The sequence below is a fragment of the Sphingomonas sp. CV7422 genome (assembly GCF_027945725.1).
Taxonomy (GTDB): domain Bacteria; phylum Pseudomonadota; class Alphaproteobacteria; order Sphingomonadales; family Sphingomonadaceae; genus Sphingomonas; species Sphingomonas kyungheensis.
Window position 1 is genome coordinate 1,216,201 of record NZ_CP115900.1, and the last position, 13,217, is coordinate 1,229,417.

General features: G+C 66.7%; 9 protein-coding genes, 1 tRNA gene and 1 pseudogene. 4 read left to right on the plus strand and 7 right to left on the minus strand.

Features of this window, described 5'->3' with window-relative positions:
- Positions 1 to 44 precede the first annotated feature (44 nt).
- A tRNA-OTHER gene (locus PBN85_RS05965) sits at positions 45 to 123 on the minus strand.
- A 343-nt stretch (positions 124 to 466) separates the two neighbouring features.
- Here PBN85_RS05965 and PBN85_RS05970 point away from each other — a divergent pair.
- The gene (locus PBN85_RS05970; RefSeq protein ID WP_271300446.1) at positions 467 to 979 is read left to right on the plus strand and encodes a hypothetical protein; all 513 of its coding nucleotides are present in this window, start codon (positions 467 to 469) and stop codon (positions 977 to 979) included.
- Between the two features lie 333 nt (positions 980 to 1,312).
- Complete coding sequence (locus tag PBN85_RS05975) at positions 1,313 to 2,746, plus strand: NAD-dependent succinate-semialdehyde dehydrogenase (RefSeq protein ID WP_271300447.1); 1,434 nt, start codon at positions 1,313 to 1,315, stop codon at positions 2,744 to 2,746.
- A 37-nt stretch (positions 2,747 to 2,783) separates the two neighbouring features.
- On the opposite strand, the gene PBN85_RS05980 is transcribed toward PBN85_RS05975, so the two are convergent.
- The 4 genes and pseudogenes from PBN85_RS05980 to PBN85_RS05995 all read right to left on the minus strand — a co-directional run bounded on the left by PBN85_RS05980 (position 2,784) and on the right by PBN85_RS05995 (position 7,280).
- Positions 2,784 to 3,176: an MAPEG family protein gene (locus tag PBN85_RS05980; RefSeq protein WP_271300448.1), complete on the minus strand. Its 393-nt coding sequence runs from the start codon at positions 3,174 to 3,176 to the stop codon at positions 2,784 to 2,786.
- 69 nt (positions 3,177 to 3,245) lie between these two features.
- Entirely contained in the window at positions 3,246 to 4,247 is a 1,002-nt protein-coding gene (locus PBN85_RS05985; protein ID WP_037530299.1) for an inorganic phosphate transporter, read from the minus strand.
- Positions 4,248 to 4,250: 3 nt separating this feature from the next.
- Positions 4,251 to 4,910: pseudogene (locus PBN85_RS05990) on the minus strand (DUF47 domain-containing protein); the annotation flags it as partial.
- A gap of 237 nt (positions 4,911 to 5,147) precedes the next feature.
- On the minus strand, positions 5,148 to 7,280 hold the full coding sequence (locus PBN85_RS05995; protein WP_037530303.1) for a histidine kinase dimerization/phosphoacceptor domain -containing protein: 2,133 nt from the start codon (positions 7,278 to 7,280) through the stop codon (positions 5,148 to 5,150).
- A gap of 165 nt (positions 7,281 to 7,445) precedes the next feature.
- Between PBN85_RS05995 and PBN85_RS06000 the strand changes: the two genes are divergently transcribed.
- Positions 7,446 to 8,228, plus strand: a complete 783-nt coding sequence (locus PBN85_RS06000; protein ID WP_271300449.1) for a metallophosphoesterase family protein — start codon at positions 7,446 to 7,448, stop codon at positions 8,226 to 8,228.
- Between the two features lie 12 nt (positions 8,229 to 8,240).
- On the opposite strand, the gene PBN85_RS06005 is transcribed toward PBN85_RS06000, so the two are convergent.
- Positions 8,241 to 8,435 carry a hypothetical protein gene (locus PBN85_RS06005; RefSeq protein ID WP_037530306.1) on the minus strand — a complete coding sequence of 65 codons (195 nt, stop codon included), beginning with the start codon at positions 8,433 to 8,435 and terminating at the stop codon, positions 8,241 to 8,243.
- A 50-nt stretch (positions 8,436 to 8,485) separates the two neighbouring features.
- Here PBN85_RS06005 and PBN85_RS06010 point away from each other — a divergent pair, with 50 nt between their 5' ends.
- Positions 8,486 to 8,722 carry a hypothetical protein gene (locus tag PBN85_RS06010; RefSeq protein ID WP_271300450.1) on the plus strand — a complete coding sequence of 79 codons (237 nt, stop codon included), beginning with the start codon at positions 8,486 to 8,488 and terminating at the stop codon, positions 8,720 to 8,722.
- 107 nt (positions 8,723 to 8,829) lie between these two features.
- Here the strand turns inward: PBN85_RS06010 and rpoC are convergent, their stop codons facing one another.
- Positions 8,830 to 13,119, minus strand: coding sequence for a DNA-directed RNA polymerase subunit beta' (gene rpoC / locus PBN85_RS06015; protein WP_037530308.1), 4,290 nt, complete (start codon positions 13,117 to 13,119; stop codon positions 8,830 to 8,832).
- Between the last annotated feature and the right edge of the window lie 98 nt (positions 13,120 to 13,217).

The following is a 13,217-nucleotide window of genomic DNA, read 5'->3' on the forward strand; positions in this document are numbered from 1 at the left end:
TGGTCTGCTGACGGGTATTCTGAATGTCCGGCATTGAGCAATATTGCCAGCGGCAGGGAATCGAGCCCGCACCCGTTGCCGGGATCGCTGTGGCGATACGTCTACCTATTCCGTCACGCTGGCCGGGCCGACGTATCGGGTGATCGAGTTTGGAGCAATGTCCGCTTCTGGGCGTGAGCGGACGTTCGTTGCCTCAGACGCGGGCTTTCAGAAACGTACGCTTACGGCGTGTTCCCTTCACCCGCTCCATTCCCGTATCCCTGAGCGCACGCACGGTTCAGGCCCCGGCTCGAGCGCCCGCCGATGTTCGGCGCGCAGGCGAAGGCCATGCATGACAGCGCCTTAGCGGAGCGCTCATCGCACTAATTTCGTTGCCCGATCGCGGGAACCCCAGGCCGCCTCGCGGGTCGCACCGTGCATGAACCTCGTCGCGCCCGCGTTCGCCACCCTTGCCATCTCCCGTGTCATGCGGCCCGGGCACGAACAGGCGTTCGAGCCGTGGGCGGATCGCTGCGTCGCCGCGGCGCAGGCCCAGCCGCGGTTCCGCTGCGCGGTGCGGCTGGCGCAGGCGGGCGGGCTGCATCATCTGCTGCTGCAATTCGGCGACCGGACGGCGGTCGACGCCTGGACGGGGCAGGACGGCTATCGCGCGCTGTCCGACGAGGCGGACGATTTCTCGGTCGGGCTCGACCAGTCCGATGCCGGCACGCTGCTCGCCTTCACGCTGCCGAGCGAGGCGGCGGCGCGCAAGTGGAAGACGGCCTGCGTCACCTGGATCGGCGTCGTGCCGACCCTGCTGATCGTCAGCGCGGTGATCGGCTGGCTGCTGCCCGGTGCGCCCAAGGTGGTGCAGCAGATCCTGTCGTCGGTGATCCTTACCGCGGCGCTGACCTGGCTGATTCTGCCCAAGGTGCGCGGCTGGTCGCGTTTCTGGATGCTGCAGGACGAGCGCGGCCAGTTGTTGCGCAACGCCGAGTGACTCATCGTCGGCGCGCGATCACGCTCATTGTCAGCGTCTCGCCCAGCCGACGGGGATGATCGGCAGGACGGGTCTGGACGGTCGCGAGGTCTGCGTCCGCGGCGAGGGCGCCGGATCGATGCTGCCGCAGCTCGCGACCGTCGTCATGGCAAGACGGCGCCGGTCGCCATGACGAACGCCACAAGCATCCGTCGGTTGACCAAGTACGCCGGCAAGCCGCCCGCGCGCCGCTTTGCGCGGGCGCGCCGGGGCGGTAGAGGGGCCGACAGCGCCAGGGCCGCTGCCCCGTCGGCGATTGGCCCGGCGCGCTCTAGCTGACGAAAGCGAGCTGTTATGACCGACACTTCCTACGATACGCGCCTCGGCCTGTTGATCGACGGCGAGTGGATCACCGATCGCGAGACGCAACCGGTGCTCGATCCCGCCACCGGGGCGACGCTGGCGCAGGTGCCGCTGGCCACCGCCGCCGATCTCGATCGCGCGCTCGATGCCGCGGACCGCGCCTTCAAGAGCTGGCGCGCGGTCGCGCCGCAGGAGCGGGCGGCGGTCCTGTCACGGACCGCGGCGCTGGTCCGCGAGCGCGCCGACCGGCTCGCCCGGCTCGCGACGCTGGAAGAAGGCAAGCCGCTCGCCGAGGCGAAGGGCGAGGTGATGGCGACCGCCGCGCTGCTCGACTTCCACGCCGGCGAGGCGGTGCGCATCTACGGCCGGGTGCTGCCGCGCCCGGCGGGGACGCGCTCGCTGGTGCTGCATCAGCCGGTCGGCCCGGTCGCAGCCTTCTGCGCCTGGAACTTCCCGGTGATGAACCCGGTGCGCAAGCTGTCGCCGGCGATCGCCGCGGGCTGTTCGGTGATCCTCAAGCCGAGCGAGGAGACGCCGGGTGCGGCGGTCGAGATCCTGCGCTGCTTCGAGGATGCCGGCCTGCCCGCCGGGGTGGCGCAGCTCGTCTTCGGCGTGCCCGATGCGGTGTCGCGCCAGCTGCTCGCCTCGCCGGTGACGCGCAAGCTCAGCTTCACCGGCTCGGTGCCGGTCGGCAAGCATCTGCTCAAGCTCGCCGCCGATACGGTGATGAAGACGACGATGGAGCTGGGCGGGCACGGCCCGGTGCTGGTGTTCGACGATTGCGACCTCGATCGCACGCTCGACATCCTCGTCCAGCACAAGTTCCGCAACGCCGGACAGGTCTGCGTCGCGCCGACCCGCTTCCACGTCCAGCAGGGCATTTATGAGCGGTTCGCACAGGGCTTCGCCGAGCGCACCCGCGCGCTCAAGCTCGGCAACGGGCTCGAGGCGGGGACGCAGATGGGGCCGATGGCCAATCCGCGCCGGCCGGAAGCGATCGCCGGGCTGGTCGACGATGCGGTCGGCGCCGGCGCGCGGTTGCTCACCGGCGGCACGCGCGCGGAGGGAGAGGGGTTCTTCTTCGCCCCGACGGTGCTCGCCGACGTGCCGCTCGCCAGCCATGCGATGAACGAGGAGCCGTTCGGCCCGGTCGCGCTGATCGGCGCCTTCGCCACCGCCGATGACGCGATCGCGGAGGCGAACCGGTTGCCCTATGGCCTCGGCGCCTATTGCTTCACCGAAAACGGCCGGCTCCAGAACCGGCTCGGCGACGAGATCGAGGCCGGCATGGTGGCGATCAACACGGTGCGGCTGAGCTGGGGCGATGCGCCGTTCGGCGGGGTCAAGGACAGCGGCTTCGGTTCGGAAGACGGGCCGGAGGGGATCGCCGCGCATTGCATCACCAAGGCGGTGCATATCGCCTGACGGGGGCGGGGGCTGCCGCGCCGGCGGCCCCCGTCGCTCAGACGAAGCGGATCAGCATCAGCAGCAGGCCGAGCATCGCCACCACCCAGACGAGGCTGCGCACATAGGGCACGCCGAGCAGATAGAGCGGAATGTAGACGATCCGCGCGATCAGCCAGACCAGCGCACCGATCGCGCCGAGTCCGCCGGTCTGCCCCGTCGCCGCCAGCCCGAGCGCCAGCGCGAGGAAGGCGGGATAGGTCTCCTGGAAATTGGCGAGCGCACGGGCGGCGCGACCGGCGAGCACGCCGAGCGGTTTGACGTCGCCTTCGTCGCGCGGTCCGGCGTTCCAGGCGAGGCCGCGATCATGCGTCGCGGTCTGGCCCTGCAGCATGATATGCACGACGAGCAGCGCGACCGACGCCGCCAGCACGATCATCTCGGTCGCCATCACCCACACTCCCTCGTCATCCGCCGCAGCCAACGAGGCAGCGCGGCGAAGGCTCCGTGCAGCGCGAGACTAGCGCGACAGCAGCGCCGCGCCTTCGTAGCAAAGCGCGCCGATCAGCCCCGCCGCCGGCAGCGTCACCACCCAGGCGACGACGATCCGGCTCGCGACGTTCCAGCGCACCGCGGACAGCCGCCGTGCCGAGCCGACGCCGACGATCGCGCCGGTGATCGTGTGGGTCGAGGAGACCGGGATGCCGCCGACGGTCGCCATGAACAGGGTGATCGCGCCGCCGGTCTCGGCGCAGAATCCCTGCGCCGGGGTCAGCCGAGTGATCTTCGACCCCATCGTATGGACGATCTTCCACCCGCCCGACATCGTGCCGATCGCCATCGCCGCCTGGCACGACAGCACCACCCAGAAGGGGACGTGGAAGGCGCCGGTCAGCAGGCCCTGCGAATAGAGCAGCACGGTGATGATCCCCATCGTCTTCTGCGCGTCATTGGCGCCGTGGCCGAGGCTGTAGAGCGCGGCGGAGACGAGCTGGAGCTTGCGATAGCGCCGGTCGACCCCCATCGGCGTCAGCCGCAGCGAGCTCCAGGCGACGACGAGCACGAGCAGCAGCGCGAGGATCATGCCGATCGTCGGCGACAGGAAGATCGCGCCGACCGTCTTGCCGACGCCCGCCCAGACGACGCTGTCGAACCCCGCCTTGCTGATCCCGGCGCCGAGCAGGCCGCCGATCAGCGCATGGCTGGAGCTGGACGGAATGCCATAGCGCCAGGTGATGACGTTCCAGACGATCGCACCCATCAGCGCGCCGAAGATCACCTGCGGATCGATGACGGTGGCACTGACGATGCCCTTGCCGACCGTCTGCGCGACATTGTGGTCGAAGACGGCGAAGGCGATGAAGTTGAAGAAGGCGGCCCAGATCACCGCATGATGCGGCTTGAGCACGCGCGTCGAGACCACCGTCGCGATCGAATTGGCGGCGTCGTGCAGTCCGTTGAGAAAGTCGAACAGCAGGGCGACGCCGATCAGCGCGACAAGCAGCGTGAAGGAGATGGTCATGGCTCAGGCGTGATCGATGACGAGACCCTGGATCTCGTTGGCGATGTCCTCGAACCGGTCGGCGATGCGTTCGAGATGGCTGTAGATCTCGCGCTCGACGATGAAGCGCATCGTCTGGCTGTCGTCGCAGGATTTGAACAGGGCGTGCAGGCCGCGGGCGTGATGGTCGTCGACCTGCCCCTCAAGCTGCACCAGCCGGGCGGTGAGGTCGTGCAGCCGCGCGGCGTTGGTGTCGAGCTTGCGGAGCAGCGGAATGGCTTCGGCGGTGACCCGCGCCGCCTCGACGACGAGGTCGACCATCGCGCGCATGTCGGGCGCGAACTGATTGACCTCGTAGAGCGCGATCGTCGTCGCGGTCTGGTTCATCTGGTCGATCGAATCGTCCATCACCCCGATCAGGTCGGTGATCGCCGAACGGTCGAACGGCGTGACGAACACGCGGCGGACGTCCTGCAACACCTCACGCGTGATATCGTCCGCCTCATGCTCGCGATCGACGATCTCGGCGATATGCACCGGGATCGCGCCGTCGCCGCTGAACAGCTTCTGCAAGGCGTCCGCACCCGCGACCAGCGTCGCGGCATGGGCTTCGAATTGTTCGAAGAACCGACCTTGCTTCGGCATCAGCGCCTGGAACCAGGCTACCATAAGAGACCTTTCGTTGGTGGCGGGGGGCGCATGGGGCGGCGCGGCGCGCGAGGCAAGCCGAAATTGCGCACTGCACCATCGGGGGACGCCGCCGCACGCGCGCCGATCCCGCCGGCGGCGGTCGGTCGACGGGGGCGCGCGCAGGCCATGAGGCTATGCTATCACATTGCCGGCAAAAGGCTATCGCATCACGAGCAAGGCTTCCGCCGGGATCGTCGGGAGCGATCGATCCGGATCGCACCCGATGCAAAATTATATTTCGTCGATCGGCGCGGTCATGATCGCACGCAGGCCGGGATGATTGTCGCCATATTCGATCACGCCCGACAGGCGCTGGACCATCGCGTCCATCATCCGGCTGCCGAATCCCTCGCCGTCGCCCTTGCCGCGGCCGTCGTCGGCGACGATCAGCCGCAGCTTGCCGCCATGCTGTTCGAGCGCGATCGCCAGCGGTCCGGCCGCGCCGCCATAGGCATATTTGGTCGCGTTGATCACCAGCTCGGTCAGGATCAGGCCGATATTCACCGCCCGGTCGGTCGGCACCAGCACCGGCGCAAGGTCGAGCTTGATATGCCGCCCCCATTCGGCGCCGAGCGACGTCCGCATATCGGCGATCAGCTCGTCGACATAGCGGGCGAGATCGACACTTTCGACCTGATCGTCACGATACAGGCGGCGGTGGACCAGCGCCACCGCGGCGAGTCGCGCCTGCGCCTCGGCGAGGTGATCGGCGACGACGGGGCTGTTGGCGGTCTTGGCCTGGAGGCGGAGGAACGAGGCGACCAGCTGCAGGCTGTTCTGCACGCGATGATTGACCTCCTTCATCAGGACGTCCTTCTGCGCGAGCAGCGCATCCTTCTCGCTCAGCGCGCGGGCATATTCGCGGTTGAGCGTGCGGACCTGAAGGTGCTGGCGCGCCTCGTGGAAGCGGCGGCGCAGGCGATGCGCGGCCTCGATCTGTTCGAGCGTCCAGCGCTGCGAACAGCCGCGGACCGTCTCGCTATAGCTGGCGAAGGAGGTGCGCGGCGTCAGCGTCTCGCCGGGCGTGACCGCGACCGACTTGTGGGGATTGCCTGCCCATTCGATCGTCTCGACCGTCTCGGCACGCAGCCACAGCAGGATCGCATCCTCGTCGAACAGCGGCAGTGCGAGCAGGCCGCTCATCATGGTCTCATGCGCGCGCGCCATCGGGAAGAGCGCACCCAGTTCGTGCGTCGCGAGCGGCTCGCCACCGCGTTCGCGCACCCACCGGGCGATACCGGCGAGCACATTGTCGTCGGGGCAGCGGCCCGAGCGTTCGATCTGGTTGCCCGCGACCATGGCAAAGCCGTCGGCGTGCAGCATCGCGCGCAATTCGTCCTTCACCGCGATGATCGAGGCGCGCAGCGGCTCCTCGCTGTTGAGGCGCGGCACCATATGGTCCTCGTCGGCGCGCAGCGTCAGGCGCTCGCGATAGGCGGCGGCCTCCTCCTTGGCGCGAATCTGCCGGGCGAGGCCGCTGGCCAGCGTCGCCGCGGTGTTGCGGACGTCGGGCGGCAGCACGCGCGGGCTGTTGTGGTGACAGGCGATCAGCCCCCACAGCAAGCCGTCCTTGACGATCGAGATCGACGCCGACGCCTCCACCCCCATATTGCGGAGATATTGCAGGTGGATCGGCGAGACATGGCGCACCGCGACGTCGCTGAGGTCGATATGGTCAAAGGCGGCCGGGCGCAGCGGCGCCGGGTCATAGTCGACCGTCGGGATCGTCCGCGTGCGGTTGCGCACATAGAGCGCGCGCGCCTGCCGCGGAATGTCGGAGGCGGGGAAGCGATGGTTGCGGAAGGTGGCCAGCGACGGATCGCGATCCTCCGCCACCACCTGTCCGGCGTCGTCGTCGAGGAAGCGGTAGATCATCACCCGATCGAAGCCGGTGAGCATCCGGAACGCACCGGCAGCGCGGTCGTACAGCGTCTGGAGATCGGCGGCGCGCTCGAAACTCGCCGCGACCGCGTCGAGCCAGGCCAGCGTCGTCGATACCGACGCCGGCGCGCCCGCGACCGGCTCGAGCTCGACGAGCAGATGCGTGCCGCCCCGATGCACCGTCGCCACGAACGATTCGCCGATTCCCGGCACGACGATCTGGCTGGTCGCGTCCAGCCCGCCCGGCAGATGGTGGAGCAGCGCTTGGATATCCTGGCCGAGCAGATCGGCGAGCGGCCGGCCCTGCCAGTGCGTCGCCAGCCGCGCCTCGATCGCCCCCGCGCCGGCGATCACCGCATGACCGGGGCCGGCTTCGGCGACCAGCAGCAGTCCGTGCGGCTGGATGGCGCCTGGGATATGAATGGGTTCGCGATCACAGGCCGTCAGGTCGAGACTCGGATCTGTTTCGAGGGGGATCGCCATTGTCACCGTATGCAACTCGTCCAGTCCAGCATGGCCTGACCCGTATGGCTTTACAAATGAACCCGTGCTGATCCAAATCAATATGTTGGCAAGTCGAGCACCCACTTGCAGCCGCCCGGATCGGCGCATTAGCAGCTTTCCGGCAGCAGCAGCGTTCGGAAAGCCATGATCACTCTATTCCACGTCAGCGATGTCCATTTCGGCGCAGAGGACCCACAGGCGATCGCCTGGTTCGGCGAACGCGTTACCGCGGAACGCCCCGATGCGGTGATCATGACCGGCGACCTGACGATGCGCGCGACGCGATCCGAGTTCGAGCGGGGCGGGGCGTGGCTGCGCAGCCTCGGCGTGCCGGTGACGCTGGAGATCGGCAACCACGACATCCCTTATTACTGGGATCCGTTTCGCCGCCTGTTCGCGCCCTATCAGCGCTATGCCGCGGTGGAGAAGATGATCGAGCGCGAGCTCGACCTGCCCGGCGTGACGATCGTCCCGCTCAAGACGATCGCGCGGGCGCAATGGCGCTGGAATTGGTCGAAGGGCCGGGTAGGGGCGGGTTCGTTACGCCGCGCGCTGGCGATGATCGACGCGGCGCCCAAGGACCGGCTGATCTTCGTCGCCGCGCATCACCCTCTTATCGAAGGCCCGACCAAGGGCACGGCCAGCACGCGTAATGGCGACGGGGCGCTGACCGCGCTGGCGGAGGCGGGGGCGCATGCGGTGCTGTCGGGCCATGTCCATGACCCCTTCGACGTTCCGGTCGCGCGCGCGGGGCGGACGATCCGGATGATCGGTGCCGGAACGCTGTCGAAGCGGACGCGCCATTCGCCGCCGGCGTTCAATGAGATCCGCGTCCATAACGGTGGCTTCGAAACGATCGCCCGGACGATGGGCGTAGACGCCGCGGTGGTCGGCGATGCGACGGCCGATGTCGGGCGCCTGTCCTAGCGGCGCGGCGGCTCAGTTGAGTAGCGACATCGTCCCCCAGGATTGCCACAGCGGGTTGGAATTGGAGGATTCGCGAGCGATCATAAGCGCTTCCTCGATGCGGATCGCAGCGAGGTCGAGCCCGACCGCATCCGCGATCTGACAGGCCTCGACCAACAGCGTCTCCAAGGTCTCAAGCGGCTGCGACTGCGACGACATATTCATCATTTCATATCCCACGAGGCCAAATGCCCCGCCCCCGTCCTGATATACGGTATATGCCCGTTATCGCCAATGTGGCGCAAGTTTTAATTGCGCTCGGCAAACAGCCCGCGCCGCAATTCCCAATATCCAGTGGCACGCGAGACACAGTTCCTGTCGCGAGTGGTTATCATCAGCAAAATAGCGTCATCCCCTCCAAAGATCAGACGGCAAGAGCCACCCAATCACGTCCGTTGCTTGATTTGTATCAAGAGGGACGGAGCGGCGGGCATCATTCGGTGAAATTTTTTTAAGGTGGCGTTGCGGGGCGCGCGCGGGGCCGCTGCCGGCATACGCCCAAAATAAAACCGCCGCCCGGTCACCCGGACGGCGGTTTCGTGTGCTCGGCAAGAGGCCAGGATCACTCCTGGTTGAGATACTCACCTGCGGCGGCATCGCTGCCGTCGCCCGAGGGCACGACCTCGGCGAGCGGGTCAGGACCCGTGCCGGCATCGTCGCGCACCGTGCGCTGCTGCTCCGCGGCCCGCTGTTCCGCGGCAGAGATCGGGGCGACGATCGCCGCCGACAGCGCCCGCTGCTGTGCCCGCAGCGCCGCGTCGCGCGACGAAGCGGCGACCCGCAGCCGGTTCATGCCCGCGCCGGTACCCGCCGGGATCAGCCGGCCGACGATGACATTCTCCTTCAGACCCATCAGCGTGTCCTGCTTGCCCTGGACCGCCGCCTCGGTGAGGACGCGGGTGGTCTCCTGGAACGACGCCGCCGAGATGAAGCTGCGGGTCTGCAGCGACGCCTTGGTGATGCCGAGCAGCACCGGCTTGCCCTGCGCGGGCTGCTGGTTCTTCTCGAGCTTCTCGTTCGTCGCGTCCATTTCCTCGCGATCGACCTGCTCGCCCTTGAGCAGCGTGGTGTCGCCGCCGTCGGTGATCTCGACCTTCTGCAGCATCTGACGAACGATCGTCTCGATGTGCTTGTCGTTGATCTTGACGCCCTGCAGTCGATAGACTTCCTGGATTTCGCTGACCAGATATTCGGCCAGCGGCTCGATGCCCATCGTCTCCAGGATGTCATGCGGGTTGGGCGAACCACCGATCAGGTTGTCGCCACGCTTGACGTAGTCGCCTTCCTGAACGTCGATCACCTTCGACTTCGGCACCAGATATTCGACGACCTCGCCGCCATCCTCGGGCTGGATGCCGATCTTGCGCTTCGCCTTATAGTCCTTGCCGAACACGACCCGGCCGGAGACCTTGGCGATGATCGCCGCCTCCTTGGGGATGCGCGCCTCGAACAGTTCCGCGACGCGCGGCAGACCGCCGGTGATGTCGCGGGTCTTGGCGGACTCGCGGCTGACACGGGCGAGCACGTCGCCCGCCTGCACCTCGGCATTGTCGTCGACCGACAGCACCGCGCCGGCAGCGAGCATGTAGCGCGCCGCTTCGCCGTCTTCCGACGTCGTGAGGGTCAGGCGCGGACGCAGATCCTCCTTCGACTTGGACGAGGTGCGATATTCGATCACCACGCGCTGCGCGATGCCGGTCGCTTCGTCGGTCTGCTCGGTGAGCGTCTTGCCCTCGATCAGATCCTGATACTTCACGATGCCCGAATTCTCGGTGATCACCGGCATGGTGAACGGATCCCACTCCGCCATGCGATCGCCCTTCGACAGCATGTGGCCGTCGTCGAACATCACATAGGCGCCATAGGGGATACGGTGCGTCGACAGTTCGCGGCCGTCCATGTCGACGATCGCGATCTCGCCCGAACGCGACAGCGTCACCCGCCGCCCGCGCTGATCGACGATCAGGCGCAGGTCGCGGAACTGGGCGGTGCCGTCGACCGGCGCCTCCAGGTTCGACTGTTCGTTGAGCTGCGCCGCGCCGCCGATGTGGAAGGTGCGCATCGTCAGCTGCGTACCCGGCTCGCCGATCGACTGCGCCGCGATCACGCCGACCGCCTCGCCGATGTTGACCGGCGTACCGCGGGCGAGGTCACGCCCGTAGCACTTGCCGCACACGCCGATCTTGCTTTCGCAGACCAGCGGCGAGCGGATCTTCATCCCCTGAATGCCGATCTTCTCGATCTGCGCGATCATCGCCTCGTCGAGCAACGTGCCCGTCGGGATGATGACTTCACCGCTCTTGGCGTCGACCACGTCCTCCGCCGTCGTGCGGCCGAGGATGCGCTCGCCGAGCGAGGCGATCGTCGAACCGCCCTGCACGATCGCCTTCATCTCCAGCGCGCGCTCGGTGCCGCAATCCTCCTCGACGATGACGCAATCCTGCGACACGTCGACGAGGCGGCGGGTGAGATAACCCGAGTTGGCCGTTTTCAACGCGGTGTCCGCGAGGCCCTTACGAGCACCGTGGGTCGAGTTGAAATATTCGAGGACGGTCAGGCCTTCCTTGAAGTTCGAGATGATCGGCGTCTCGATGATCTCGCCTGACGGCTTGGCCATCAGCCCGCGCATGCCGGCAAGCTGCTTGATCTGCGCCTGCGAGCCACGGGCACCCGAGTGGGCCATCATGTAGATCGAGTTGATGTCCTTCTCGCGGCCCTTCATCGGCCCGTCCTCATAGTGACGGACGGCCTTGATCTCGTTCATCATCGAGTTCGCCACCTGATCGCCGCAGCGGCTCCAGGCGTCGATCACCTTGTTGTACTTTTCCTGCTGCGTGATCAGGCCGTCCTGATACTGCTGCTCGAAGTCCTTCACCTGATCGCGCGTCTCGTCGACCAGCTTGTCCTTGTCCGGCGCGATGATCATGTCGTCCTTGCCGAACGAGATGCCGGCGCGGAACGCGTGACGGAAGCCCAGTGCCATGATCGCATCGGCGAACAGCACGGTCTCCTTCTGGCCGGTGTGACGATAGACCTCGTCGATCACGTCGCCGACGTCCTTCTTGGTGAGCAGGCGGTTGACGGTCTCGAACGGCACCTTGTGGCTGTGCGGCAGGGTTTCACCCAGCAGCATGCGGCCCGGCGTCGTCTCGTAGCGCTTGAGGTACTGCTTGCCGTTCTCGTCGGTCTGCGGAACGCGGCTGACGATCTTGGTGTGCAGCGTCACCGCACCCGCGTTAAGCGCCTGATGCACCTCGGCCATGTCGCCGAGCAGCATGCCTTCGCCCGGCTCGCCTTCCTTCATCATCGACAGATAATAGAGACCCAGCACCATGTCCTGCGACGGCACGATGATCGGCTTGCCGTTGGCGGGCGACAGGATGTTATTGGTCGACATCATCAGGACGCGCGCTTCCAGCTGCGCCTCGAGGCTCAGCGGCACGTGCACGGCCATCTGGTCGCCGTCGAAGTCGGCGTTGAACGCCGAGCAGACCAGCGGGTGGAGCTGGATCGCCTTGCCCTCGATCAGCACCGGCTCGAACGCCTGGATGCCGAGCCGGTGGAGCGTCGGTGCGCGGTTGAGCATCACCGGATGCTCGCGGATCACCTCATCCAGGATGTCCCAGACTTCCTTGCGCTCCTTCTCGACCCACTTCTTCGCCTGCTTGAGCGTCATGCTCAGGCCCTTGGCGTCGAGGCGGGCGTAGATGAACGGCTTGAACAGCTCGAGCGCCATCTTCTTGGGCAGGCCGCACTGGTGCAGCTTCAATTCCGGGCCGGTCACGATCACCGAACGACCCGAATAGTCGACGCGCTTGCCGAGAAGGTTCTGGCGGAAGCGGCCCTGCTTGCCCTTGAGCATGTCGGACAGCGACTTGAGCGGACGCTTGTTGGCGCCGGTGATCGTCCGGCCGCGGCGGCCGTTGTCGAACAGCGCGTCGACCGCTTCCTGCAGCATGCGCTTTTCGTTGCGGACGATGATGTCCGGCGCGCGCAGCTCCATCAGGCGCTTCAACCGGTTGTTGCGGTTGATGACGCGGCGGTACAGGTCGTTGAGATCCGACGTCGCGAAGCGGCCGCCGTCGAGCGGCACCAGCGGGCGCAGCTCGGGCGGGATCACCGGCACCACCTCGAGGATCATCCACTCGGGCCGGTTGCCCGATTCGAGGAAGCTCTCGACGACCTTCAAACGCTTGATGATCTTCTTCGGCTTCAGCTCCGACTTGGTCGTCGCCAGCTCTTCGAGCAGCTGCGTCTTCTCGCCCTCGAGATCGAGGCTTTCGAGCATGATGCGCACGGCCTCGGCGCCGATCCCGGCGGAGAAGGCGTCCTCACCATATTGGTCCTGCGCCTCGAGCAGCTCGTCCTCGGTCATCAGCTGGAACTTCTCCAGCGGCGTCAGACCCGGCTCGATGACGATATAGGCTTCAAAGTACAGCACGCGCTCGAGCTGCTTGAGCTGCATGTCGAGCAGCAGGCCGATGCGCGACGGCAGCGACTTGAGGAACCAGATGTGCGCGACCGGGGCGGCGAGTTCGATATGGCCCATCCGCTCGCGGCGGACCTTCGACACGGTGACTTCGACGCCGCATTTCTCGCAGACGATGCCCTTGTACTTCATGCGCTTGTACTTGCCGCACAGGCATTCGTAATCCTTGATCGGACCGAAGATGCGCGCGCAGAACAGGCCGTCACGCTCGGGCTTGAACGTGCGGTAGTTGATGGTCTCGGGCTTCTTGATCTCGCCGAACGACCACGAGCGGATCTTGTCGGGCGAGGCGATGCCGATCTGGATCTGGTCGAAGGTTTCGGGCTTGGCGATCGGGTTCGCGAAGTTGGTCAGTTCGTTCATGAACCTGTCCTCTTAAAATCTCTGTCTCCTCTCCCCTTGTGGGAGAGGAAGGGGCCCGCTGCCGAAGGCAGTGGGAAGGTGAGGGGGAAGCGATGCGG